A 25985-nucleotide genomic window follows, 5' to 3' on the forward strand; every position below is an offset into this window, starting at 1 on the left:
TTTTCGACAAACAAAAAGCGTTCTACGTTTTGTAGAACGCTGTCCATTATAACGGAAATTTACATGATTAACAGATAAAATTTTGAACACATAAGCTTATGAATCGATAAAAAATTCTAGAAATGCATCGGCCCAAATTTGCTGCCCCTCATCATTTGGTCGAAGGTTTTGAATAACCGTCTCTAATTCGGCTCCCGTCGGCCACTCTTGCCAATGATCAACGTATTCTCCTGGCAATGAATCCGCTTGTTCATCAAGAACTTGTTTTCGTTCTAGATAATGTAAGGCATTAGGAAAAGGATTAGAAGGAACGACAATGATTTCAATATCTGGTAGTTCATTTTCCATATGTGTCAAAAAGGTAGCTAAATTTTCAACAGATTCTTCTTCGGTGAACGGAAGGTAGTATTGATTATCATTCAATGAGAACGATTCAACAATTAGCAGGGTTGGTTCAGCTGCGATAATGGCCGAAGCCGCATCATCGATTAAAGAAGACGTTATCGTTTCTTCACTAAATGTTAAAACGTCATAGCCCATTTCGGTGGGGGCAATGGCCTCAAGAGTTTCATCCATGACAATAGATGGCCAAGTAAGGTCACTTTCCGTGCTTTCAAACGCGTTAGATCCAACAAATACAAGATGTTGATCTGAGGGAGGCTCTGAATCAAAATAGGCTCCTAACCAGCCAGAAGAATAGACATCTTCAAGGTCCGACTCATTTATGACTTCTTCTTCAGTGGTTATTTCCGATTGATGAGTGGTACTAGTTGTTGTTGCATCTTCAGCAATAGAAGAAATTTGCTGCTGGTAATACAAATAGCTTACGATAATTCCTGTTACACTAAAAACAATAACAAGAGGGAAAATTGCTTTTTTCAACATCATTCCGTCCTTTCTTGACAATTATCTACAATCTATTATAGTCATGGTTGGTACACATAGAAAGAATTTTTTAATCAAATCGTGAATATAACCAATTGCCTTGCTAGGCTTAGAACAAGGAGAACCCTATGTTAAATAATGAAACGTTACACATAAGCGTGTTGCTCGTCATTCGAAATGAAGAGCGCTATATCGCCTCATTAATTGAAAATCTCCTCAAGCAAAAAAGGGAAGGGTATACGTTTGAACTAATCATTGTCGACGGAGAATCTACAGACAAGACATTAGATCGTGTAAATGAGTACGTGGCTAGCGGACACGCAATTAAAGTAGTAACCAATCCAAAGAAAACATTACCTACAGGTTGGAATATTGGAATTAAGGAAGCGAGCGGTGCCTACATTTTGCGTGTAGATGGGCATACTTCCGTCCCTAACGACTTTCTTCAACAGTATGTAGACTGCATTAAACAGCAGCCGAATGCAGACGTTGTCGGCGGGATTATTCAATCACGAGGTGTTGGAAAACAAGGGAAAGTAAATGAGTATGTCTATTCCCATCCATTTGGTGTCGGCAATTCAAAATTTCGCACATTGGAGGGGAAAGATTGGAAAGGGTACGTTGATACGGTACCATACGGCGCCTATAAACGCTCTGTTTTTACGGATGTGGGATTGTTTGACGAGCGATTAAAGCGAAATGAAGATATTGAATTTCATAAACGAATGCGTGATTTGGGGAAGACCTTTTATTTGTCGACAACGATACAATCAACGTATTATGTGCGCCCAACATTGAAGGGCTTGATTGATAAATCATTAGGCGATGGGAAATGGAATATGATTGCCAACGCCGCTACACCAGGTGCGCTAGGGTTAAGGCATCGAATTCCGCTGCTTGCTTTTATAACAGGCCTTCTCTTATTGATTGCCTCCTTTTTTAGTACGACCATGCTCCTTTTGTTTAGCGGCATCGTTTTGATTTATGTTGTTTTAAACGCCACCGTCTCTTATCAATGTGCAAAAGAAAATGGAATTTCACTTTGGCTTCCGTGTATCGGCACGTTTTTTATCTTACATTTCGTACGCGGGTTCGCTTCCTTTCAAGCATATTTCTCGCGCCCTTATTGGCATATTAAGCGAACAAATCAATAAATCGACTATGAAAAAATATGTGAAGAATGCGGCCTCTATGGTATTTTATAAAACCTTCTTTTGACAAAAGACATTCGATCGTTCTTATGCTAAAATGAAGCTTAGTTTAAAATTCTATGAATCTAGGAGTTAAGACGATGCCAAATATGATACCAAACCGCGCGACACGAGCGCTTACAATGGTCGTCGATTTACTTTTAATTGTATTATCATACGGACTTGCTTTTCTTCTTTTTAATGACCAAATGACTCCTAAAAACTACGATGCTTTCTTAGGGATTTTACCTTGGATTATTGTAATAAGCATTTTATTTCTAGGCATATATGAACTTGATCGATTGGTACAATACGACGTGTGGGATATCGTACGAAAGCTTGCAATTGCCGTCACATTCATCTTATTAATAACAATGACTGTGTCTTTCTTCTTCCGAGAATTTGCGATGCCAAGGTCGGTCCTTCTTTCTGCACACGGATTTGCATTTCTTTCTTTATTTATTTGGAAGTCAGCCTACACGAAATATAGCCAGCTGTCGCGAAAAGGGAAAGTCATGTTTATTGGGACGGAAAAAGAATTCGAAGAGATGGAAGACAGTTTAGCTTCCTTCCTTTCAAAAAGTAGCTACGTAAGATGGTACGACAAAAAAGAATCGCTTGCGCAATTAAGAACGCAAATTAATCAATTCAACGTTGTCTTCATCGGCTCCGAGCTAGATGAAGAAAAAAAAGATCGCCTAATGTTTCACGCAATGAAAAACAAAAAGCTGGTCTACGTCGTTCCTAAAGTGAACGACATGTTGCTAATGAATACGTCGGTTACCACCATGGACGATACGATGGTGATGCAAGTAAAACCATTTACACTTTCATTAACACAACTACTTGTTAAACGTGGCGTAGACATCGCCGCTGCTGTTGTGATGATTGTTGCAACGTTACCAGTCATGCTCGTAACCGCTCTTGCCATTAAGCTTGAAGATCGCGGTCCAATTTTCTTTAAACAAGAACGTGTAGGGAAAAATCATAAACCATTTAACATCTTAAAATTTCGTTCCATGGTTATTGACGCAGAGTCGAAAACCGGACCAATCCTCGCGAAATCTAATGATGACCGCATCACGAAGATGGGGAAATTTATTCGTAAAACGAGAATTGATGAATTGCCACAGTTGATTAACGTTGTAAAAGGCGATATGTCGCTTGTTGGTCCAAGACCAGAGCGAGAGTTTTTCACAAAGCAGTTCCAACGTGAGAACAAATGGTTCAACTACCGACACGCAGTAAAGCCAGGCATAACTGGCTATGCACAAGTCATGGGGAAATATACGACAGATGCGGATAAAAAACTTAAATTTGATTTACACTATATTCGAAATTACTCCTTCTGGTTGGATTTAACGATTCTGATGCAAACAATTTTGGTTGTGATTAATAAAGCAAAATCAGAAGGCGAAACGAATACAAGCAAAAATAAAAAAGCGGACAAGAAAGTTTCTTACTACACAAAGAAGCAACAGAGCCACTAAAGAAATGTGAATTCCCCACATCACAAATGGTATGTGGGGAATCTGTTTTATGAAGGGATAAATGAACAAAATGGTGAAAAAACTCAAGAAAATGAATCTTGTAAAATGGGTTTCAAGGTCACTACTTTCGCTCTTGGCAATGTTACCAGTTCGGAAAAAACTTGTTTTATTTGAAAGTTTTTCGGGTAAACAATATAGTTGTAATCCGAGAGCGATTTATGAACACATGGTGGCAGAAAATCCTGATTTTGACTTGATTTGGAGCGTTAATAAGAGAAATGTTAAGCATTTTGAAGAAAATGATGTTCCTTACGTGAAACGATTAAGCTTTAAATGGTTTTTAATTATGGCTAGAGCGAAATATTGGGTTTCAAATAGTAGAATGCCTAATTGGGTGAAAAAGCCAAACCATACCATTTACCTTCAAACCTGGCACGGAACACCGTTAAAAAAGCTAGTTGCTGATATGGAAGAAGTTAAAATGCCTGGTGTAAATAAAGATGAATACATAAGAAACTTTCATAAAGAAGTGGCTCAATGGGATTATTTAATTTCTCCAAACCACTATTCAACAGAAATTTTCAAAAGAGCGTTTGATTTTAAAAATAAATTACTTGAAACGGGTTATCCAAGGAATGATGCGTTAGTAAATCATAATCATGCTGCGGCAATAAAAAAAATAAAAGAGAAGTTTTCGATACCTGAGAGTAAAAAAGTCATTTTATATGCACCAACTTGGAGAGATCATCATAACAGTGGTCCTGGTGACTATCATTTTGATTTACAGTTAGACCTTAAACAATTACAGGCATCACTTGGTCAAGAGTATATGGTCTTGTTAAGACTCCACTCTTTTATTTCAAAGAAATTAGTGTTAGACGTTGATAAGAGTTTTGCTATAGATGTCTCAAATTATTATGATATTAACGAGCTGTATTTAATATCGGATCTATTAATAACCGATTATTCTTCAGTATTTTTTGATTATGCCATTCTGAAAAGACCGATTTTATTTTTCACTTATGATTTAGAGGAGTATCGTGATGATATTAGAGGCTTTTATTTTTCACTTGAAACAGAAGCGCCTGGACCGTTAGTAAAAACAACTTCTGATCTTATTAAAGAAATACAGTCTCTTAAAAATCCAATTAATTCTTATGAAGCATTTAGGAAGAAATTTCTCTCCTTAGAGGATGGATATGCGAGTAAGCGGGTAGTAAATGAAGTATTTAACATGAAGGGTGAATAATGCATGGAAGAAGCAAGGATCGCTAGCACTTGGTTCGATTCTAAAAGAATTAAGGAGTTACGAATTCAGTCGCAAGCGTATAGTTCTAAGGAAGATCTATGGTCTTGGTACGTATTAAGAAGAATTTCTATCTTCGTTACGTTATTTTGTTTGAAAGTGAAGGCGACACCCAACGCAATAAGTTGGTTAAGTGCCTTTTTCGTTATGTTGTCGGGTTTTTTTGTTATACAAGCTACTCCCTTAGGATTTATTTTTGCCTTTTTAAGTTATAATCTTGGTTATTTACTTGATTGCGTGGATGGTGAAGTAGCAAGGTTAACGAAAAATACTTCAAGCAAAGGGTATTTCATTGATCTTCTTATTCAAGGAGCAACGCTGCCGGTTTATCTTTCAATTTTATTCGCCTTATTAAATATGTTTGGACTCATTCAGCTTACATTTTGGACTAGTATCATTATCTATTTTATGATTTGTATTATTATAAGTGCATTGTTTGTACCAATTGCATATCAACTAACTGATTTAAATTCACGAGTAGGTGATCGTGTAAGAGATCCAGTAAATAAAATACGAACGAAATCAATTGTGTTTGAAGTGATGGGATTTATTCTTGGTTTACCAGGTTTCTTCTTTATCATCTTATTGTTAACAGGTTTAGAAATTCTTTTTAATGTATCAGTGATAAATACCTTTATCATTTTATATTTGGCCATAATGGTTCTTAAAGTCCTTGCCAGGTTTGTTATTACGGTAAAAAGCTTTGAAGATCGACAGTCAGAGGTGCATGAATAACTTATGAGAGAGAATATTGAAGAACATCGTCTTGAACAAAAAGAATTAAAGCAAAACTATCCTGCTTATTTCTCTTTAAAACGTTTCAACAAAAAAAAGAATAAGGTTACGATAAAGGTAGTAGGAGGTTTGAATTCAAGAGACCCCCTCGATGTTCAATCAATTCGTCTAGTACATAGACAAGAACCGACTACATTTTACGACTTTCCAACGAGGGTAAAAAGTCGGAGTAACCAAGTATTTGCCATATCCAGTGTTGTTGATCTCGACGATATTGCTTTAAAGCCGTTTTATTGGGATTTTTATATCGTTTTCGCGCTTCCGGATAATACTATAAGAGAAGAGCGAGTTGTATCAGATAACTATGTGATTTCAAAAAAACTGAAGCATGGTGTGTTTTCTCAAACAGAAGTGGATCATGAGGGTTATATGTGTTATCCCTACGCTACTGTAAATGGTGGGATCAGTCTAACTTACCGAAAGATAGGAGAATATGAAAAAGCAAGCTATAAATTTAAAGAATATGCTGCTTTTTTTTATTACCACTGTTTTTATAAGTTCTTCAAAAAACGAGTTTGGATCATCCATGAAAAATATGCTGAAACTGCACAAGATAACTCTTTTTATTTCTTTAAATACTGCTATGAAAATCATAAAAACAAGCGAGTCTATTATGTGATAAAAGAAGATAGCCCGGATAATAAAAACTTGGTAAATTTTGAAGATAGAACACTTACGTTCATGTCTTTCAAACATTTATTATTATTATTATCAGCAGAAGTAATCATTTCTTCTGAGGCAAAAGGCCATGGTTATGCGTGGAGAGTATCTCAAGGACCAGTTCGTTCAGTCCTTAATAACAAAAAATATATTTTTCTGCAACACGGAGTTCTTGGACTGAAAAAAGTAGATAACACCTTTAATTATAACACTGGTAATTCAGCAGAACTTTTTGTTGTATCTTCTGAATACGAGAAGAAGATCGTTGAAGAATATTTTGGCTACCCAGAGGACCATATAATCGTAACCGGGTTGGCGCGTTGGGACGAGTTGAATGATCGCTCATCTGAAGTTCGTGATAAAGAAATTTTGCTCATGCCAACTTGGCGTAATTGGTTAGAAGAAGTGGAAGAAGATGAATTCGTTCTTTCTGACTATTATAAGGCTTACTCTGAATTGCTTCAATCACACGAGCTTATCGTATTTTTGGAAGCAAATAACTGTATTCTAAACTTTTATGTGCACCCAAAATTTATGACATATGTACAAAATTTTGTTAGCTCAAATAAAAGGATTAATGTTTTTCAATTTGGTGAAGAAAATTTAAATACGCTAATCATGCGATCAAGTCTTATGATTACTGATTATTCTAGTGTTGCTTGGGAAAGTTATAGGCAAGGGAAACCGGTTCTCTTCTATCAATTTGATCGACAAAAGTATGAACAATACCAAGGCTCGTATATGGATTTGGAAACCGAATTATTTGGGGATGTATCAAAAAATACAAACGAGCTTTTAGCGGGTCTGCAATTCTATATAGAAAATGGCTTTAAGGAAAAGCCGATTTTTAAACAAAAGCGTGAGCAATACTTTGCTTATCTTGATAATTGTAATAGCCACCGCATTTATAGTCATATAGAGGAAAAAGAACAAGAAATAATTAAAAACCGTAATTGGAAAAGAACATTAAAAAATAGTGATTTATTAACGATTGGATGGAGAAGGTTTAAACGCTATCCGTTTATATCAAAAATAGGTGAACGACTACTTAAAAATAAAAATGATTAGTAAGACTTCTAGGAGGGTTAACGTGAAAAGGGTAATTACTTATGGAACGTACGATTTACTTCACTGGGGACATATACAACTTCTTAGAAGAGCAAAAGAGCTAGGAGACTATCTCATTGTCGCCATATCGACTGATGAATTTAATGAGCTAAAAAAGAAGCAAGCGTACCATAGCTTTGAAAATCGAAAAGTGATTCTCGAATCTATTCGTTTTGTGGACTTAGTCATTCCTGAGGAAAATTGGGAACAAAAAAAGAAAGACATATTGAAATATGAAGTTGATATTTTTGTAATGGGTGATGATTGGAAGGGAGAATTTGATGACTTGAAAGAATATTGCGACGTTATTTACCTTCCGAGAACTGAAGGAATCTCCACCTCTGAAATTAAAGAAGATCTTTCAACTGGACGATGAACACACTCATAAACTAGCTAGATGTCCAACAATACAATAAACAAAAGAGGAGAATGTTTATGAATGCAGCGCCGTCGAATGAACTATACTTTATCATTAACAAATTTGTTGAAAACATTGCAGGACTTAACCAAGCCATGTTGCAAAGAACAAGATTGCTAAAAAAACATTATGATAAAGATAGTAACATTATTACGTTAGACTATCAGCCAGCTTTTAATAATAATGTTGAGGGTTGGTTATTACGAACGAATAAAATTGAACAAGGGACAAAAATTATTAATCTGTATGAGTATCTGCGAGAAGCAAATTATGACTCGTTAGAGGAGAAGAATCATCCAGTTTCAGAAGAAGGTCTAAATGTTAGTAAGAGAGGGAACAGCTATCGCTTTTTTGATAATGGGTTATACATTAAATATAAGAAATATAGCGATGAGAACAAGGATAAATTAGAAAAAATTGATTATTTTAATGAAAATCGCTATTGCACACGTTCGGATGAATTTGATCATTACGGCTATTTAGCAAGAACCAGTTACTACAATTACTTTACTAGAGAACCCAATCAAGAATTATACTACCGAACAGATGGAACCTGTTATTTATCAAAATGGTACGAGTTACGAGACGGGGAAAACAAAGTGATTCGCATGCAGATGTTTGATCGTGCTGGTGAGGTAACGGAAGTTTTTCATTCTGAAAAAGATTTAAAAAATTATTTTCTAAAAAATCTATTTGCACCTCTTGATGAGCAACCCATTGTCGTTGCAGAAGCAAGATCTGCAGATAAAGTAATTAGGAAATTTAATGAAGTAGAGATTATAAAAGCAAATATTATTCATACGAACCACCTAAAGGAACCATATCAATTTGACTCGGACATTAATGATGGACACACTAGTATTTTTGACCACTGGGATAAAGTTAATAACCTTGTTGTCTTAACAGATGCTCAGAAAAAAGATATCGAAAAAAGAGTAAACACAGCTGGTAAAAACATAACCGTTATCCCGCATGCAATTGACCGTGAGCCAGTTCAAGATCAAGAAATCTTAAGAAAGAAAAATAATAAGAAAATCGTCATGATTGCAAGACTTGCATATCAAAAACATGTTAGTGAAGCCGTACAAGCTATGAATCTTGTTGTGAAAGAGCATCCTGACGCCATTCTCGAAATTTATGGGCACGGAAAGCATGAAGAGTCATTACAAAATCTCATAACTAAATTGGATTTAAATAAGCATGTTACAATAAAAGGCTATACAAAAGTAGCGCATGAAAAATTCCAAGAGGCTGGTATGTCTTTATTAACAAGTCGGTACGAGGGATTCGGTTTAGTTTTACTTGAAAGTCTAATTAATTATTGTCCAGTTGTAAGTTACGATATTAAGTATGGTCCAAGTGATATTATCCAAGATGGGTATAATGGCTTGTTGGTAAAGGAAAGAAAACATGAGCAGTTAGCAAAATCAATTATCCATCTAATGAATAATGATGATTTATTACGGAACATGCAAGAACATGCTGTAAGTCAAAAAAGCTTAGGCAAATTTTCTACAAAAACGTTTGCTGATAACTGGATGACATTCTTTAATGAAATTTCGGGCAAACAGATAACGGAGAAAAAACGAGGCATAATGAGCTTTTTAAGCCGAAATTAATAGAAATTTAAATAGAAAAAAGCACCTCCAATTTCGTACAGGAAGTACATACGAATAGAGGTGCTTCTTTTTATTAGATCCATGTTATCGAAAGAAGGATTAAGTAAACTTCTTTTTTAAGCGCATTAATCTTTTACCTGTTGCATACGTGAAGCGATTGCTTTTTAATTTTCCTTTCAGCACAGCTTTGAAAGTCTTCTTTTTCTTTTTATGTCGTTTGACAAGTTCATCTTCGTTTTGAATAAGTTCCTGATAGATACGTTCGCTATTATTATTATCAATGTAAGCAAAATAATCATCTCTTTGCTTTGCGTACTCTTCTTTTTCTTTGAAGCCATTATGAACATAATGAGAGATCGTTGATATTAAAGTATCTGGATCGAAAACTCGATCACCAAACAGTCCTTCATTCATATCAATATAACTACCTGTTAACCTCTCGTAGTCATGAATATCAAATTGATAAAAAATAACAGGCTTCCCTAAGTAGTAAAATTCCCAAGCGACACTTGAGTAATCTGTAAGCAGTAAGGATGAACGCATCAATAATTCATTAACAGGTTCTTCTCCGAAAGAAATAATGCGCACCCGTTCATTTAAAGCTGTAAAGCGATGGATGTATTCTTTAAACTTAGGGTGAATAAAGAAATTTAAAGTTAGATCAAATTCATCTAACATTTTAGCTAGTTCTGGTGAGTTTAACAAAGCCATGTAATTTTTATAATATGGCGTTTCGATAAATTCATCCTCAGGCACTTCATCTAGCCAGCCTCTCCAAGTAGGCATGAGGAAGATTGCCTTAGACTCCGGTAGATGAGACTTATCGTTTAGATGATCCCAACGAGGGAAACCAGTAACCATGATGTCTTGCTCTTTATAGCCTAATCCATCCATAATGACTTTCTTTTCAAAATCAGACGTAGTCACATACATTGTGGCACCGCCTGGCGATTCTTTCCGCAAAATACTATCGTTTAATTTTAAAGCTGTTACGCCATGCTGCAAGAAAACGAAAGGTTTATTATTTAGAATCTCTTTCACTTTACCTTTTTGGTGCCTCCACGTATAAAGATGTCCTCTAGTTTCTGATGCGACGAGTAGCTTCGCCCCGCACATGTAGAGTAGATGTTTAATGCTCATGAATGGAATCACTCGATCACTCATGGCTTTAACATTGGCATAGTCTGGTGAATCTTTCTTAATCACATAATAAATGTTCTTATCATAGTGGTTTTCGTAGCAATACTTAAAGAAATAATAAGAGTTGTCTTGAGCAGACTCTGAATTTTTTTCATACACTAACCAGTAACGTTTGTTCTTCAGAATTGGTTTTAATAAAACATACAATGGATAAGCGACTAATTCATTTAATCGATCTTGCTTCTTTTCATCTGCGGACATTTGACGAAATGCTAAAAATAACACGTTTGATGGTGTGATATAAGGATAAATGACTGCGTGTTGGTCATTATCAAAATAGTTGTAGCTGATCACACTATTGTTTATTTTTTTCTTGAGTTTAGACGAGCCAGTCTCTAGTCTTTTATAAACAGTATCGTTCCCAATTTTTAAAGTCACAAAAAATTCGTAGTAGAAAGGTTTAAGTCTGAAATCTTCAAAGTTTAGATTGAATGCCACATTAACCCAGCCATCTTCATGTTTTGAAGACTCTACTGCATAAGCGATAGAGTGTTCTTGGTGTTCAACTTTTGAACGTAGTTTTATTGTCAACGATTGAACTGTGAAGGCCTCCACATTTGGAACTTTAATACTGAAATGACCTGACATCCGTTCATTTTTCATTTTTAAGTTCTTTAGTTTGGTTTTTGGCTTGTACTTTTCGTTTCCGAAAAAACGCTCATCTCTGCTGACTGCCGATATAGCATTGTTGGCATTCAAGTAGCTAGATACAACATAGTGGTTTACTGCTTCACCTAACTCAATGGGCTGAACATTTGCTTGAGAGAAATACCTTTTAAAGCTAGGGTTCACTCTTTCAGTATAAAGACCAACCTGACCAATCAACGGCGTGTTTGAGTAATAAACGGCTGCATATAAATCCCATCTAGATTTCTGATCATGGAGTTTAGTCATAAATTCCTGGACATTTAATGAAATACGACCGTCTTCGGAAATAGCACTTCTAATCATATACTTTTCTTTAGTCGAACGCTCTTCAAAATAAAAACGGTGATCGACTTGATTCGTAAACCATTCATTTAAGAAGTAGAAAGAAAAGGTATTTTCATGATAGCTTAAATCCTTGATATCATGAAGCTCGGTATGAATAAAGGATGGTGCTTCAACGTAGTTTGCGTTTTGGTTCATAATGAAGATTATTTCTTTATTCTTTGAAAAGAACACTTTTGCCTTACTGTAATAGCCAATCTCTCTTTGATTTGAGAGTTCGTCTTTAGGGTATAAAGAAAAACGATGAATAGCTGGCACATCTTCTTCTGAAGTAAAAGAAAGATTATCTTCCTGAGAGGAAGTTAGTACAAGGTGCCACTTACTCCATCCCTGTTTTTGAGCTAAAAATCCGGCTAAATTGATGCTTAACATACCAAAGCCTTCTTCTTTTATGAACTCATTTATATCCGCATATTCTTTTGTATTTTCGTTCTGTAAATAGTAATTATAACGATCCATCTTAATTGTTTTATCCAGAAATTGTATAAAGAGTTTTTGATCATGCACATAGACATTTTCTAGTAGGATCGAATCATTTAAATGTAGTTGCTCATGTAATTCAGCAAAAGCCCCCGGCTCTTGGAAAAGTTGGATAAGCAACGCGCATGTGTTTGATACTGAGAGTTTGACGAAGCGCGTTTCATTCAGTTTATGTTCAATAGACTCTAATTGATTCACTATCAGAAGTTCTTGTTTATAATATGTCCGCCCAATAACCGTTATAAATAATAAACGATATGTACTGTTAACATTAAGGTCAGATAGATCAGCAGAACAAGTTGTTGTCGCGCCATTTTTCTCAATTTGATGAGGAATAACGGTTTGTTCACTTGTTAACATATCCTCACAAACAAGGTACCTATAGCCATTTTCTTTTAAAGTAAGGCTTGATACGTCAAATAAAAGGTTATTCCCTTGAAAATGTTGCTTCTTTGTTACGATGCTTTCAGGCTGCACTGTAAATAAATTCTCGATACATTGAGGTGCAGAGCCAGTTAGAATAGATAATTCGTTGTCTCTTGTAATATAAGGGAGAGAAACATTTTGATCATCTAAAGGATAAAGATTAATACTATGTTTCGCTGCTTTCTTTTTAACTGGTGGGTTTTCCATCTTTAAGCGCAAGAAATTTTTTGAAGGCGCTTTTATACACACATCATGTATTTCTTTATTCATTTCTCCAATATTGAATGGAATCGAAGAAAATGACAACTTCACTTCAGTTATGTCTCCAAAAGATCGACTGACTTCTGTTGATGTAACAGTACATGAAAGTAGTTCTTTCGAATGACGATTAATTAAGCATAGTTCCCAATTTGAAGGGAGGGATTCTGTAGGAATTGAAAGTGATAAATTTCCTTTGTTAAATGTATATTTGAGGAGCTGAATGGTTTGCATAGGTATTTCCTTTCTATGTGCAACTTCTAAGACACTTCATCATTTTATCATGTCTAATTTTAGTATAAAAGTTTTTTATGTGGAGTCTTTTTAAGAAAGCCTATTAGGGACAGCAAATAAAAAATCTTTAAAAATTATGCTTGATAGTAGTATAGACAAAAAGTAAAAAACAACTACTTAAAAAGCTTGTCAACACTGTTGACAAGCTTAAAACTAAATTTGATTAAAAAGTAATGGATTTGCTTTCGATCCAACCTTCTTGATTGTTAACTTTAACTTTAATAAATCCAGATTTCTTTTCAAGAATTTCAACCTCTTGTCCCTCTGATAACTGAAGCACAGCATTACTTTCGACATCAGCATCTAAAAATAGGGTAGTTTGGCTAACAATTTTTTTACGTTTAGATTCAGGTTCAATCAATGTCTCCTCAGAAGCGCTAGTCTCAGCAACAGAAGAATCAGTGCTACCCTCATCCTCAGCAACCTCATCAGAAGAATCTTCTTGTTCGTCAGAAGGAGAGGACTCAATAGTAGAATCGGTATTTCTCTTGTCCTCAACAACTTCATCGGAAGAGTCTAGGTCGTCAGAAGGAGAAGCCTCAACAGGAGAATCGGAGCTCACTTCATCCTCAGCAACTACATCAGAAGAATCTTCTTGGTCGTCAGAAGGAGAAGCCTCAACAGGAGAATTGGAGCTCACTTCATCCTCAACAACTACATCGGAAGAATCTTCTTGGTCGTCAGAAGGAGAAGCCTCAACAGGAGAATCGGAGCTCACTTCATCCTCAGCAACTACATCAGAAGAATCTTCTTGATCGTCAGAAGGAGAAGCCTCAACAGGAGAATCGGAGCTCACTTCATCCTCAGCAACTACATCAGAAGAATCTTCTTGATCGTCAGAAGGAGAGGACTCAACAGGAGAATCGGTGATCACTTCATCCTCAGTAACTTCATCAGAAGAATCTTCTTGGTCGTCAGAAGGAGAAGCCTCAACAGGAGAATCGGTATTTCCCTCATCCTCAACAACTTCATCAGAAGAATCTTCTTGATCGTCAGAAGGAGAGGACTCAACAAGAGAATCGGTATTTCCCTCATCCTCAACAACTTCATCGGAAGAAACATCTTGGTCGTCAGTGATAGGTTGTTCTTGAATAAACATTGGTCCCATTAGTGAGCGAGACATTGCTTGTATGCTAGGTGCTGCTTTTCTTTCCGTAACATATTGTGCAGAAACCCAACCTGTTTGTGAACCGACTTTAACTTGATGCCAGCCACTCACTGTCTTCAAAATTTCAACCGCTTGTCCTTTGTTTAACGTCGTTAGAACGCGATGAGACGTGCCTGCGCCAGAACGAAGGTTTACGCGAGCCGTTGTTTCACCAGCTTTGGATACAGTAGTCTCTTGAGACGGAGACGCTTTATCCATTGAGAGAAAATCAGAAGAAACCCAACCCGTTTGATTGCCAGCCTTGACTTGATACCAGTTGCCTTGTTTCTGAAGAAGCTCAAGTTTTTGTCCAACAGGTAGCGTCGTTAAAACACGATGGGATGTGCCCGCACCAGAACGAAGATTTAAGCGAGCTGTCGTTGTAGCGGACCCAAGAGAAGGGTTGCTGTTATCGACGTTTTCACCTGAAGTCGAAACGAATTCAGAAGAAACCCAACCTGTTTGATTGCCAGCCTTGACTTGATACCAGTTGCCTTGTTTCTGAAGAAGCTCAAGTTTCTGTCCAACAGGTAACGTTGTTAAAACACGATGAGACGTGCCCGCACCAGAGCGAAGATTTAAGCGAGCCGTCGTCGTTGCAGAACCAAGAGAAGGGTTGCTGTTATCGACATTGTTTCCGCTGCTAGTTTGAACAAATTCAGAAGAGACCCAGCCTGTTTGGTTGCCAGCTTTGACCTGATACCAATTGCCTTGTTTCTGAAGAAGCTCAAGTTTCTGTCCAACAGGTAACGTTGTTAAAACACGATGAGACGTGCCTGCGCCAGAGCGAAGATTTAAGCGAGCCGTCGTCGTTGCAGAACCAAGAGAAGGGTTGCTGTTATCGACGTTTTCACCTGAAGTTGAAACGAATTCAGAAGAGACCCAGCCTGTTTGGTTGCCAGCTTTGACTTGGTACCAGTTGCCTTGTTTCTGAAGAAGCTCAAGTTTCTGTCCAACAGGTAGCGTCGTTAAAACACGATGCGATGTGCCCGCACCAGAGCGAAGATTTAAGCGAGCTGTTGTTGTAGCGGACCCAAGAGAAGGGTTACTATTATCGACATTGTTTCCGCCGCTCGTTTGAACAAACTCAGAAGAGACCCAGCCCGTTTGGTTGCCAGCTTTCACTTGATACCAGTTGCCTTGTTTCTGAAGAAGCTCGAGTTTCTGTCCAACAGGTAGCGTTGTTAAAACACGATGCGATGTGCCCGCACCAGAACGAAGATTTAAGCGAGCTGTTGTTGTAGCGGACCCAAGAGAAGGGTTACTATTATCGACATTGTTTCCGCCGCTCGTTTGAACAAACTCAGAAGAGACCCAGCCCGTTTGGTTGCCAGCTTTCACTTGATACCAGTTGCCTTGTTTCTGAAGAAGCTCGAGTTTCTGTCCAACAGGTAGCGTTGTTAAAACACGATGCGATGTGCCCGCACCAGAACGAAGATTTAAGCGAGCTGTCGTAGTAGCGGACCCAAGAGAAGGGTTGCTGTCCCCAACGTTTTCGTTTGAAGTCGAAACGAACTCAGAAGAAACCCAGCCCGTTTGATTGCCAGCCTTCACTTGATACCAGTTGCCTTGTTTCTGAAGAAGCTCAAGCTTCTGTCCAACAGGTAGCGTCGTTAGCACACGATGAGACGTGCCTGCGCCAGAACGAAGGTTTAAGCGAGCTGTCGTAGTAGCGGACCCAAGAGAAGGGTTGCCGTCCCCAACGTTTTCACCTGAAGTTGAAACAAACTCAGAAGAAACCCAACCCGTTTGATTGCCAGCCTTGACTTGATACCAGTTGCCTTGTTTCTGGAGAAGCTCGAGTTTCTGCCCAACAGGTAGCGTCGTTAAAACACGATGAGACGTGCCCGCACCAGAGCGAAGATTTAAGCGAGCTGTCGTTGTAGCGGACCCAAGAGAAGGGTTGCTGTCCCCAACGTTTTCATTTGAAGTTGAAACGAACTCGGAAGAAACCCACCCTGTTTGAAAGCCAACACGCACAAAGTACCAGTTTCCTTCTTGTTTAACAATTTGTAGGGTTTGTCCTTTTGACAAGGTTGTTCGAATCGAACTAGATGTATTTGGCTGGCTACGAAGATTCAAGCGAGCAGTTGTTTTTCCTTCTGCGATAACGTCTTCATCAATTTCGTCAATTTGGTCTTCGCTGTCTTTTCCGATTGATAAAAATTGTTCGGATACATAGCCTTCCACATTGCCAGCTTTAATTTTGTACCATTGACCAGACTTTGCGATAAGATCAATTTTTTGGTCTTTATTTAACGTTGTAACAATGGAATGACTTGTTCCAGGACCTGTTCGTACATTTAAACGAGCGGTTGTCGTTCCGTATGTATTTGGTGGTAATGGTTCTAATTCATTGTCGCTTGGTTGGTTGCCACCGGGTTGGTTATTATAGACAGGTAATGAAAACTGTAAATTATAATTGTCAACCATCCCATATAGATTCGCCATTTGATGGGTTTGTTTAACCGCCCAGCCTACATCGGTAGCGTACTGGTGCGTCCCTGGAGTAGAGGGGTTCCAACGCATTTTGTATAATGTGGTTTGACCGCGACCGAAATAATTATTAGATACAAAGCGAGAACCACCAATAATGGCATCTTCAGGCGTAAACCAACCTTGGTTATAAGCATAACGAGCGCCAGCTTGAACAGCATTGCCATCAAAGGCACCGATTCCGTACATATTGTAAACGGTTCTTCCGTTGTACTGGACGCCCCGTGCTAATTGCGAGCCGCCATTTCCTGTTTCCAATAGGGCATGGGAGATCAGGTAAATTTCATTCACGCCATGCAACTTACTCGCATTTATAAAAGTTTGCCCATGGCCAGACAAGATACCTTTATTGGACAAAAGTTGTGAATTGATTGCTTGTGCACTTAAACCAGCACTAGAGGTCAAATCAAGGAATTGTAGATAAGAGGATGTTCCTTGACTGAAATTGCTTGGATTCATGTAGTACGCAACATCATTTCTAGATGCATTTTGCCAGCGCCCATTTTTGTCCGTTTGAGGGGGAGCAGAAAGCCCCATTTGCCGATCGACCGCGTCACTGAATGAAATAGGGTAATGATTCTCGACAACGTTGTAAGAGTTGGCCAACGTTGTTTGAAGAGGCAGAGCCGTTGCGATGAGCGTTAGTGCGGAGGCTGAGCCACTTGTGATCAAAATCTTCTTCTTTATGATAAACACCTCCAAAAATTTGTACCTCAACTATATTATCGAATGAAAAGTTTCATATATTAATAGAGTCGAAGTATTTTTTGCAATATCTCGTCGAATACAGAGATATCCTGAAACTATACCTCTTATTATAAAGAATAAAACCTAGTTACGAAGTCCTGTTTTTGAAATTTCGACAAAAAAAAGACTAGACGAAGGTCTAGTCTAACGAATCGCTTGTTGATGTCTCTAATGTTGAATCATTTTCTACCGGGAGTTCTAAATGTTCTCTTAATGTATGCTGTAATTCTAGTAACTCTTCTTCTACTGCGTCCTCATACCAAATATTATTTCCATAAATATCTTGGCGCATATGACCATCAGTTTGAAGCTGCAATGTTTCGATAGAATCAATTGATGAAGCATAGCCGTGTAACGAGACGATATTACCGAACGTTAAGTCCATCTGTAGATTGTTGCCAATCGCATCAAAGAAATCATTAAAACGTGTGATGCTAGAAAGTGAAGCTGTACGGTCGATGATCGATTCAATTACTTGTTGCTGGCGAATTCCTCGACCTTTATCGCCACCACCTTCAGCAGATTTTCGTTCTCTCGCATAAGCTAAAGCCATTTCTCCATCCATATGAGTAGGACCCTTTGTGAAATCAAAATCAACATCTCGGCTTTTTTCATTAAAGTTAAACTCGTAAGTGACATCCACTTCAATGCCATCAAGTGCATCAATGATGTCAACGAGGCCGTCAAAACGAGCTAAGCCGTAGTGATCGATTGGAATATCTAGTAAATTCTCGACCGTATCAATGGCCATGTCAATCCCACCAAAAGCATGAGCATGATTGATCTTATCGTAAAAAGGTCCCTCAGTGTACCCAATAATTTCTGTATACGTATCGCGAGGTATACTTGTTAATTTAATTGAACGATCTCCTTTGTTAAATGTTGCAACAATCATAGTATCCGTTCGTTCACCACCACTGTCGCCATCTCGGAAATCACTTCCTAGAATGAGCATAGAAAAGTTATCTTTCCCAACATCAACAGGTTGAACGCGCAACTCTGATTTATCACCACGATTTAATCCTTGATAAGCACTTGCTGCGGTATCATTCAATTGATTAACAATATACCAAGCCCCTGTACCAACTGCGAGTAAGCCAACAAGGGCTGTAAACAGAGCAGTTTTTAGTACAAGTCTCTTCTTCTTTTGTTTTCGGCGACGTTTACGTGTTTCCTCCATTACGCCAATCCCTCTTTTCAGTTCGTTTATATAAAATGAATTTCTCTTATCCCAAATTAAAATTATATCATAAACGTTACGCAAAAATGTTACTCAATTAAAGAAAAAAACCGTCAGATTTTCTAACAAGTTCTACCAAGGATGTTGCAGAATTTGTCAGTATAATAAATGGGGAAACCAATAGCTAGTAGTATTAAAGAAAAAAGCGGAAAAATAAGAATATACATTATTCTAGAATATGGTATACTGATTGGACGAAAATATCGAAAATTAAGTAAAACTTTAAATGAAAGTCACATTTATCTAAAATTTTTATTGCTTTACCTGAATCAGTCTTATATACTAACAATAACTTTTACGAAAAAATGAATAAATCAGAACTTTCAATAATGAATTCGTAGAATGAAGTTTACATTCATGTTGGGAAATAAGAGAGTGATACCAAATGGAGAAACTTGACGCATTAGATTTTAAAATATTGGATTTATACCAAAAAGACGGAAAATTCACTTACAGTCAAATCGCTAGGCAACTCAACGTTAGTGAAGGTACGGTAAGGCAACGATCAAAAAGAATGGTACATAACGGTGTGTTTGATTTTATTATTAAAATTGATCCAAGCAAACTAGGCTTATCGGTAAAGGCAATTATCGGTGTAAGTGTTGCAGTAGGCAAACAAGACGAGGTTGGGAAATGGCTCGCATCGTTTCCAGAAATTTTATGTGTAGATTCTGTTTCCGGCTATCATCATTTCATTGTACAAGCATATTTTAATAGCAACGAGCATCTCATTGATTTTATTAACGGAACATTAACAAAATCACCTGCTATCTTAACGATGGACGTAAGTATTCAATTAAAAGGATACAAAGACTCGATAGATTACTTGTTAACGAGTAAAGACGGGAAATCAATTATCTAAACGAAACAACAAATGACCGAGTAGGGTGGGCATAATGGAAAATAACAGATTATTAGAAATTAAGGGATTAAAAACATCATTCCGTATAAAAGATGACTATTACGCAGCGGTAGACAACGTATCTCTTGATGTAAATAAAAATGAAGTCCTTGGAATCGTCGGTGAGTCAGGATCAGGTAAGAGTGCACTCGCTTTTTCAATCATGGGTTTACATCCAAAGATGAATTCAAAAATAGAAGGCGAAATGAATTTTCATGGTGAAAACTTAGCGAATTTACCCGAGAGAAAAATGCAAAAATTACGCGGAAATGCAATGGGGATGATTTTTCAGGATCCAATGTCCGCACTAAATCCTTTGTTAACAATTGGCGACCAAATTAGCGAAAGTCTATATCTACATACAAATTTGTTAAAAAATAAACGTAAAGAAAAAACGATTGAACTCTTAAATAAAGTAGGTATCCCCAGAGCGGAGTCGATTTATGATCAATTTCCACACGAATTGTCAGGAGGTATGCGGCAACGTGTTGTCATTGCCATTGCCATTTCTTGTGATCCAGAATTTTTAATAGCCGATGAACCTACAACAGCACTTGATGTAACGATTCAGCTACAAATTTTAAACTTAATTCGAGATTTAAAGAACGATTTAAATACAGGCGTGATTTTAATCACGCATGATTTGGGTGTTGTGGCTGAAATGGCTGATCGTGTAGCTGTTATGTATGCTGGCCAAATTGTTGAGATTGCGCCAGTTATTGAGTTATTTAAAAACCCTAAGCATCCATACACACGATCACTTTTACAATCAAATCCAACACAAAATCAAGCAAAGTCAAAACTACATGTTATTCAAGGTGTTGTTCCTTCACTCGTCAACCTACCACGGGAAGGATGTCGTTTTAAAGAAAGAATTCCATGGATAAGTGAGGCAGCTCATGAAGAAAATCCAGAATTACATGAAATAGCTCCCGGACATTTTGTTCGCTGCTCATGCTACAAAGAATTTCATTTTCCAACTAAAGAAGAGGAGGCAGTGGGCGATGGCGTTTCTTGAAATAGAGGATCTGAAAGTTCATTTTCCAATAAAAGGTGGAATCTTAAGAAGAACAATCGGTCAAGTAAAGGCAGTTGACGGTGTAAGTTTAAAATTAGAACAAGGTTTAACTTACGGACTTGTAGGTGAATCAGGTTCAGGGAAAACAACAACTGGTCGAGCTGTCATTGGCCTTAATGATATTTCTGAAGGAAAAGTCATGTTTGATGGTGTCGATATTACGAAAAAGAAGAAAGAGAATTATAAGTTGAGACAAAATATTCAAATGGTTTTTCAAGATCCATACTCTTCATTAAATGGAAAGAAGCGAATTCTTGATATTATTGCTGAGCCATTTCGAAATCATCGGAACATGACGAAAGCAGAAGAGATGGTCGCTGTAGAAGAGCTTTTAGAGCAAGTGGGTATTAGTAAAGACAGTATTTTTAAATATCCGCATGAATTTTCAGGTGGACAGCGTCAAAGACTCGGAATAGCACGAGCCATTGCTTTAAAACCAAAGCTCATTATCGCTGATGAACCTGTGTCAGCATTAGATGTATCCGTTCAGGCACAAGTGTTGAATTTTATGCAAGAGATCCAAAAAGAATTAAATTTAACGTATTTATTTATTAGTCATGATTTAGGTATCATCCGCCACATCTGTGACCGAATTGGAATTATGTACAAAGGTCGCTTTGTTGAAGAAGGTACACCGGAGGATATCTTTAATAACCCACAACATATCTATACAAAGCGTTTAGTATCGGCAATCCCAGATATTGATCCAACTAACCGAGAAAGCAAAGTTAACTTACGTGACAAAATTGATCGTGAGTTTGGAGTGAGTCAAGAAAACTATTTCGATCGAGATGGCCTTGCTTTTCAATTAAAGTCGATTTCGAGCACACATTCCGTGGCTTTGCCTGAGAGAGGTTAGAAATATGATTAAATTTATTATACGTCGCTTAATCATTGCTATACCACAGTTATTCGTTTTATCACTATTTATCTACTTTTTAACGAGTTTAATGCCAGGGGATGCTTTTTCAGGGATGATTGATCCTGATGTGGATCCCGCGCAACTTGAACGTTTACGAGATATGTACGGCTTAAATGATCCTTGGTATCAACAATATTGGCGCTGGATTACGAGCTTTATCCAAGGTGATTTAGGTTTCTCTATTCGATATTCTCAACCTGTAGCTGATGTCATTGGAGATCGCTTGGCTAATACGCTGTTATTAGGCGTATTCACACTATTAATCTCCTATTTACTAGCCATTCCTTTTGGAATTATTAGTGGCCGATTTAATGATAGTTGGGCAGATAAAGCAATCACTGGTTTTACATATGTAGGGTTTGCTGCTCCAACGTTTATTTTTGGTCTTATTATGTTGTTCGTTTTTGGCTTTAATTTAGGATGGTTCCCTACGCAGGGAAGTGCTGCTGCTGGTACAGTTCCAGGAACGTTAGATTATTACATAAGTAAAGTCTATCACTTGCTTCTTCCATCCATCTCACTCGCTTTATTAACGATTGCTGGTACAGTTCAATATTTGCGAAGTGAAGTGATTGATACAAAGCATAAAGAATTTGTGCAAACAGCAAGGGCAAAAGGTGCAAATGAGAACAGGATGTACAACAAGCATATTTTACGTAACTCCTTACTGCCTATCGCTGCTTTTTTCGGCTACGAAATTATCGGTGTTATAACGGGTGCTGTCTTTATTGAACGAGTCTTTGCTTTTCCGGGAATGGGAAACTTGTTAATTACGTCGATTACGAACCGAGATTTTAGTATTGTATCATCACTTCTGCTAATTTTCGGATTAGCAACAATTATTGGAACAGTGTTATCAGATATTATTTTAGGAATTGTAGATCCTAGGATACGAATCAAATAATAGAAAAGCGGGGAAAACGTTTTGGAACAACCTAACTTACAAAAACAAACCGCTAATATTCAAAAAAGTCCATCTGCTATTAGTGTGATCTTTCGAGAGTTAATGCGGGATAAACTTGCAATGACTTCATTAATAATTCTTTTTTTATTAACAGTTCCAGTGATTATTTATTCGTTAATCTTGGATCAATCAGAGGTAGTAAGAGTTGATTTATTTAACTTATTTAATGAGCCGTCGGCTGAGTACTGGCTTGGTACGGATCATGGCGGTCGAGACGTATTTGGGCAACTAATGATCGGCGCAAGAAATTCTATCTTCATCGGTGTAGCCATAACGGTTGTCTCGACAATTATTGGTGTAGGTATTGGATTAATTTCTGGTTTTTATGGCGGGAACGTTGATAATTTCATTATGAGAATTGTTGATATGTTCTTTATCTTACCAACAACACTAATCATTATTGCTGTCGTGGCAATTCGCCCTGGCTATACAATGGTTGAATTTTGCTTAATTTTCATAGTCTTTTCGTGGATGGGGACATGCCGACTTGTTCGGTCAAAGGCACTCCAAGAAGCTTCACTAGAATATGTACACGCAGCGAAGACGTTAGGAACGCCGAATATAAAAATTATATTTAGTCATGTCTTACCTAATGTTATCTCAATCATTATTGTGAATTTTACGCTTTCACTAGCGGCGAATATTGGAATTGAATCTGGATTATCGTTTTTAGGGTTTGGGTTTCCTGAAACGACACCTAGTTTAGGGACACTTGTTAGTTATTCAACAAACCCACAAATTTTTGAGCTTCGCCCATGGATTTGGTTACCTGCAGCAGTACTTATTTTTGTATTGATGCTGTGTATAAATAATGTCGGTCAAGCGCTTAAGCGTGCAGCTGACGCAAAACAAAGAAGAGGATAAAAAGGGAGGATTTAATTATGAAGAAATTTTTAAAGCCAAAATACTATTTGGCTCCAACGCTAGTTGCGGCACTTGCACTTGCTGCTTGTAGTGATAATGGAGATGGTGGCTCTTCAGAAGGAACAGGTGGCGGAGATAGTGGCAATGGGGGAGAAACAGATGACCTCATTTATAATGAAGATGGTATTTACTCAATTGATGATTTTGAGCCAACGAAAGGCGAAGAAGGCGAAGCAATCGATGGTGGGACACTTAGCGTGGCCTCTGTAAGTAGTGCTGAATTTGAAGGAACGCTAAACCCTGTGTTTTATATGTCGGGTTTTGATGCGGATGTAATTGAAATCTTTCATAATTATATATTTACATGGGATGAAGCTTTTAACTATACGGACGATGGAATTGGGCAGATTGAATGGTCAGATGATTATTTATCGGCAACGGTGACCATTCGTGACGACGTGACGTGGCATGACGGAGAACCATTAACCATTGATGATTGGACATATGCTTATGAAATCATAGCGCACCCTGATTACACTGGACAACGTTATGGGTCAAATATTGCCGTTATTGAAGGAGTTACCGAGTATCAAGCAGGCGAGGCAGACGAAATTAGTGGTTTTAATATTGTCGATGACCACACGGTGGAAGTGACATTTGCAACGGCTTCTCCAGCAACACTGGCTGGTGGACTATGGTCTTACCCGTATCCAAGACATGTGTGGGAAGATATTCCGGTTGATGAACAAGCAGAACATGAAAATACCCGTGTAAATCCTATTGGGATTGGACCTTTTAAAGTTGAAAGCATTGTACCAGGAGAGTCAGTCACGTATTCAGCATATGAAGATTATTGGCAAGGAGCGCCACAACTTGATGGCATTGATTTCCAGGTTTACAACCCAGATGTTATCGGACAAGCGATGCAGAGTGGAGCGGTTGATTTAGTGTTGAATTATCCACAGACACAATTTGCCGACCATGCTCATATGACAAATCTCGATTGGGTTGGCCGTATTGATCGATCATTTAGCTACATTGGCTTTAAGTTAGGAACATGGGAAGACGGGGAAAATGTACCAGATCCAGATGCAAAAATGGCAGATCCAGATTTACGCCGTGCAATGGCAATGGCCATTGATAACGATACGTTAGGGATTGAAATGTACAACGGCCTTCGTTATGCGGCAAATACGATTATTCCACCATATCACGCGCTTTATCATGATGAAACAAATGAAGGCATTCCGTTTGACGTTGATGCCGCAAACCAATTGTTAGATGATGCTGGCTACGAGTATATTGGTGACTTTCGTGGAACGCCTGATGGTGATGATTTAACGATTTCATTTGCTGCAATGTCAGGTGATGCAACGGCAGAAGCGGTGACGCAGTTCCAAATTCAAAGCTGGGAAGAAATCGGTTTAAATGTTGAAATGCTTGAAGGGCAAACCCATGAATTTAACTCGTTCTATGATCGTGTAGAAGAAGATGATCCTGAGATCGATGTATATACTGCCGCTTGGGGTGTTGGTTCAAATGTAGATCCAGATGGACTTTGGGGACCGACTTCACCAAGCAACTACACAAGATACACAGATGAAACAGCTCAAGACATTATTGAAAGAGGGCAGTCCGTTGAAGCGTTTGATGTTGATTATCGCCAAGACGTTTACAACGAATGGCAAGAATATTTCAATGAAGTTGCTCCTGCGGTAGCGCAACAATACCGAATTGCTCCAACGCCAATGAACCAGCGAGTAAATGGTTATAGCATTGAAGTTGGAAACAATGACTATGGCTACCATACAATTTATCTGTCTGAGGAAACGCCTGCTGTTCATGGTGAATAAGAACAGGATTGAAGCCCTAATCTCTAACGAGAGTAGGGCTTTTCTTTATATCCGCTTATCCACCTGAGGCAAGCGCCATTTATAATGAACCGTAAGCATACGCATAACAATAATCATTACGAATAATACATATTGCATAATCGGATGGTCGAAGCCGAGTCCGATAATAATACCGCCCATTAGGGCCCAGCCTGCGTAAATGTCACTGTGAAGCACCATTGGCTTTCTTCCAGCCAGGACATCACGGAGGATACCGCCTCCTACTCCTGTTAGTACGGCAGCGAGCATCATCGCAAAAATGGATTCGTTTGCGGTTTTGGCGAAAAGGGCGCCTTGTATCGCAAAAGCGGATAGGCCGACTGCGTCAAAGAAGACGCCCCAGCGATCCCAAAGTTTAAATAAAAAAGCGGGTAGGAAGAATAGTGTGGTAATAAGCAAAAACGTAATAATAAATAAAGACGTCTGACTCCAAAAAGCTGAAACGGGTATGCCGACGACGATGTTTCGAATCATCCCACCACCAAAGGCAGTGATAAAGGCGAGTGTATAAACGCCGAATAAATCATATTTTTCTTCAAACGCGACAATTGCGCCAGATAAGGCAAATGCAATTGTGCCAATAATCGTAAAGATTTCCCAAGTATCCAATGAACGT

At 38.0% G+C, this 25985-nt stretch carries 18 protein-coding genes; 13 read left to right on the forward strand and 5 right to left on the reverse strand.

The window, feature by feature from the left end; all coding sequences use genetic code 11:
- Positions 1-96: 96 nt before the first annotated feature.
- The gene (locus tag ACE1TH_RS00450; protein WP_375078202.1) at positions 97-882 is read right to left on the reverse strand and encodes an SGNH/GDSL hydrolase family protein; all 786 of its coding nucleotides are present in this window, start codon (positions 880-882) and stop codon (positions 97-99) included.
- Positions 883-1013: 131 nt separating this feature from the next.
- On the opposite strand from ACE1TH_RS00450, the gene ACE1TH_RS00455 reads away from it, so the two are divergent.
- The 7 genes from ACE1TH_RS00455 (at position 1014) to ACE1TH_RS00485 (ending at position 9470) form a co-directional block, all read left to right on the forward strand.
- Entirely contained in the window at positions 1014-2039 is a 1026-nt protein-coding gene (locus ACE1TH_RS00455) for a glycosyltransferase family 2 protein (RefSeq protein ID WP_375078203.1), read from the forward strand.
- Between the two features lie 137 nt (positions 2040-2176).
- Complete coding sequence (locus ACE1TH_RS00460) at positions 2177-3565, forward strand: sugar transferase (protein WP_255223807.1); 1389 nt, start codon at positions 2177-2179, stop codon at positions 3563-3565.
- 70 nt (positions 3566-3635) lie between these two features.
- Positions 3636-4814, forward strand: a complete 1179-nt coding sequence (locus tag ACE1TH_RS00465; protein WP_375078204.1) for a CDP-glycerol glycerophosphotransferase family protein — start codon at positions 3636-3638, stop codon at positions 4812-4814.
- Positions 4815-4817: 3 nt separating this feature from the next.
- A complete protein-coding gene (locus ACE1TH_RS00470) occupies positions 4818-5606 on the forward strand; it encodes a CDP-alcohol phosphatidyltransferase family protein (protein ID WP_099301754.1) in 789 nt (262 codons plus the stop codon).
- A gap of 3 nt (positions 5607-5609) precedes the next feature.
- Positions 5610-7394: a CDP-glycerol glycerophosphotransferase family protein gene (locus ACE1TH_RS00475; RefSeq protein WP_099301753.1), complete on the forward strand. Its 1785-nt coding sequence runs from the start codon at positions 5610-5612 to the stop codon at positions 7392-7394.
- 22 nt (positions 7395-7416) lie between these two features.
- Complete coding sequence (gene tagD / locus ACE1TH_RS00480; protein WP_375078205.1) at positions 7417-7809, forward strand: glycerol-3-phosphate cytidylyltransferase; 393 nt, start codon at positions 7417-7419, stop codon at positions 7807-7809.
- A 59-nt stretch (positions 7810-7868) separates the two neighbouring features.
- Positions 7869-9470: a glycosyltransferase gene (locus ACE1TH_RS00485; RefSeq protein WP_176554295.1), complete on the forward strand. Its 1602-nt coding sequence runs from the start codon at positions 7869-7871 to the stop codon at positions 9468-9470.
- Between the two features lie 99 nt (positions 9471-9569).
- On the opposite strand, the gene ACE1TH_RS00490 is transcribed toward ACE1TH_RS00485, so the two are convergent.
- The 3 genes from ACE1TH_RS00490 to ACE1TH_RS00500 all read right to left on the reverse strand — a co-directional run bounded on the left by ACE1TH_RS00490 (position 9570) and on the right by ACE1TH_RS00500 (position 18688).
- Complete coding sequence (locus ACE1TH_RS00490; RefSeq protein ID WP_375078206.1) at positions 9570-13058, reverse strand: CDP-glycerol glycerophosphotransferase family protein; 3489 nt, start codon at positions 13056-13058, stop codon at positions 9570-9572.
- Between the two features lie 223 nt (positions 13059-13281).
- Positions 13282-17433 (reverse strand): SH3 domain-containing protein, encoded by a 4152-nt coding sequence (locus ACE1TH_RS00495; protein ID WP_375078207.1) that lies wholly within the window; start codon positions 17431-17433, stop codon positions 13282-13284.
- A gap of 214 nt (positions 17434-17647) precedes the next feature.
- Entirely contained in the window at positions 17648-18688 is a 1041-nt protein-coding gene (locus ACE1TH_RS00500; protein ID WP_375078208.1) for an LCP family glycopolymer transferase, read from the reverse strand.
- A gap of 445 nt (positions 18689-19133) precedes the next feature.
- On the opposite strand from ACE1TH_RS00500, the gene ACE1TH_RS00505 reads away from it, so the two are divergent.
- From ACE1TH_RS00505 to ACE1TH_RS00530, 6 genes are read left to right on the forward strand one after another with little or no spacing between them, the layout of a single operon-like run.
- Positions 19134-19610, forward strand: a complete 477-nt coding sequence (locus ACE1TH_RS00505) for an Lrp/AsnC family transcriptional regulator (protein WP_255223800.1) — start codon at positions 19134-19136, stop codon at positions 19608-19610.
- Between the two features lie 34 nt (positions 19611-19644).
- Entirely contained in the window at positions 19645-20667 is a 1023-nt protein-coding gene (locus ACE1TH_RS00510; protein ID WP_099301745.1) for an ABC transporter ATP-binding protein, read from the forward strand.
- The gene (locus ACE1TH_RS00515) at positions 20654-21586 is read left to right on the forward strand and encodes an ABC transporter ATP-binding protein (protein WP_099301744.1); all 933 of its coding nucleotides are present in this window, start codon (positions 20654-20656) and stop codon (positions 21584-21586) included. Before ACE1TH_RS00510 ends, ACE1TH_RS00515 begins: the two co-directional genes overlap by 14 nt.
- Positions 21587-21590: 4 nt before the next feature.
- Positions 21591-22553, forward strand: coding sequence for an oligopeptide ABC transporter permease (gene opp4B, locus ACE1TH_RS00520; protein ID WP_099301743.1), 963 nt, complete (start codon positions 21591-21593; stop codon positions 22551-22553).
- Between the two features lie 21 nt (positions 22554-22574).
- On the forward strand, positions 22575-23477 hold the full coding sequence (locus ACE1TH_RS00525; RefSeq protein ID WP_255301140.1) for an ABC transporter permease: 903 nt from the start codon (positions 22575-22577) through the stop codon (positions 23475-23477).
- 17 nt (positions 23478-23494) lie between these two features.
- The gene (locus ACE1TH_RS00530; RefSeq protein ID WP_375078209.1) at positions 23495-25330 is read left to right on the forward strand and encodes an ABC transporter substrate-binding protein; all 1836 of its coding nucleotides are present in this window, start codon (positions 23495-23497) and stop codon (positions 25328-25330) included.
- 45 nt (positions 25331-25375) lie between these two features.
- On the opposite strand, the gene ACE1TH_RS00535 is transcribed toward ACE1TH_RS00530, so the two are convergent.
- Positions 25376-25978: a trimeric intracellular cation channel family protein gene (locus ACE1TH_RS00535; protein ID WP_099301741.1), complete on the reverse strand. Its 603-nt coding sequence runs from the start codon at positions 25976-25978 to the stop codon at positions 25376-25378.
- Positions 25979-25985: the final 7 nt, after the last annotated feature.

The sequence above is a fragment of the Shouchella sp. JSM 1781072 genome (assembly GCF_041949915.1).
Classification (GTDB): domain Bacteria; phylum Bacillota; class Bacilli; order Bacillales; family Bacillaceae_D; genus Shouchella.

What these genes read in the sequence shown, in the direction of transcription:
- ACE1TH_RS00455 (WP_375078203.1), top strand. Translation starts at nt 1,014, where the DNA reads ATGTTAAATAATGAAACGTTACACATAAGCGTGTTGCTCGTCATTCGA.
- ACE1TH_RS00460 (WP_255223807.1), top strand. Translation starts at nt 2,177, where the DNA reads ATGCCAAATATGATACCAAACCGCGCGACACGAGCGCTTACAATGGTC.
- ACE1TH_RS00465 (WP_375078204.1), top strand. Translation starts at nt 3,636, where the DNA reads ATGGTGAAAAAACTCAAGAAAATGAATCTTGTAAAATGGGTTTCAAGG.
- ACE1TH_RS00470 (WP_099301754.1), top strand. Translation starts at nt 4,818, where the DNA reads ATGGAAGAAGCAAGGATCGCTAGCACTTGGTTCGATTCTAAAAGAATT.
- ACE1TH_RS00475 (WP_099301753.1), top strand. Translation starts at nt 5,610, where the DNA reads ATGAGAGAGAATATTGAAGAACATCGTCTTGAACAAAAAGAATTAAAG.
- ACE1TH_RS00485 (WP_176554295.1), top strand. Translation starts at nt 7,869, where the DNA reads ATGAATGCAGCGCCGTCGAATGAACTATACTTTATCATTAACAAATTT.
- ACE1TH_RS00490 (WP_375078206.1), bottom strand. Translation starts at nt 13,058, where the DNA reads ATGCAAACCATTCAGCTCCTCAAATATACATTTAACAAAGGAAATTTA.
- ACE1TH_RS00500 (WP_375078208.1), bottom strand. Translation starts at nt 18,688, where the DNA reads ATGGAGGAAACACGTAAACGTCGCCGAAAACAAAAGAAGAAGAGACTT.
- ACE1TH_RS00505 (WP_255223800.1), top strand. Translation starts at nt 19,134, where the DNA reads ATGGAGAAACTTGACGCATTAGATTTTAAAATATTGGATTTATACCAA.
- ACE1TH_RS00510 (WP_099301745.1), top strand. Translation starts at nt 19,645, where the DNA reads ATGGAAAATAACAGATTATTAGAAATTAAGGGATTAAAAACATCATTC.
- ACE1TH_RS00515 (WP_099301744.1), top strand. Translation starts at nt 20,654, where the DNA reads ATGGCGTTTCTTGAAATAGAGGATCTGAAAGTTCATTTTCCAATAAAA.
- opp4B (WP_099301743.1), top strand. Translation starts at nt 21,591, where the DNA reads ATGATTAAATTTATTATACGTCGCTTAATCATTGCTATACCACAGTTA.
- ACE1TH_RS00530 (WP_375078209.1), top strand. Translation starts at nt 23,495, where the DNA reads ATGAAGAAATTTTTAAAGCCAAAATACTATTTGGCTCCAACGCTAGTT.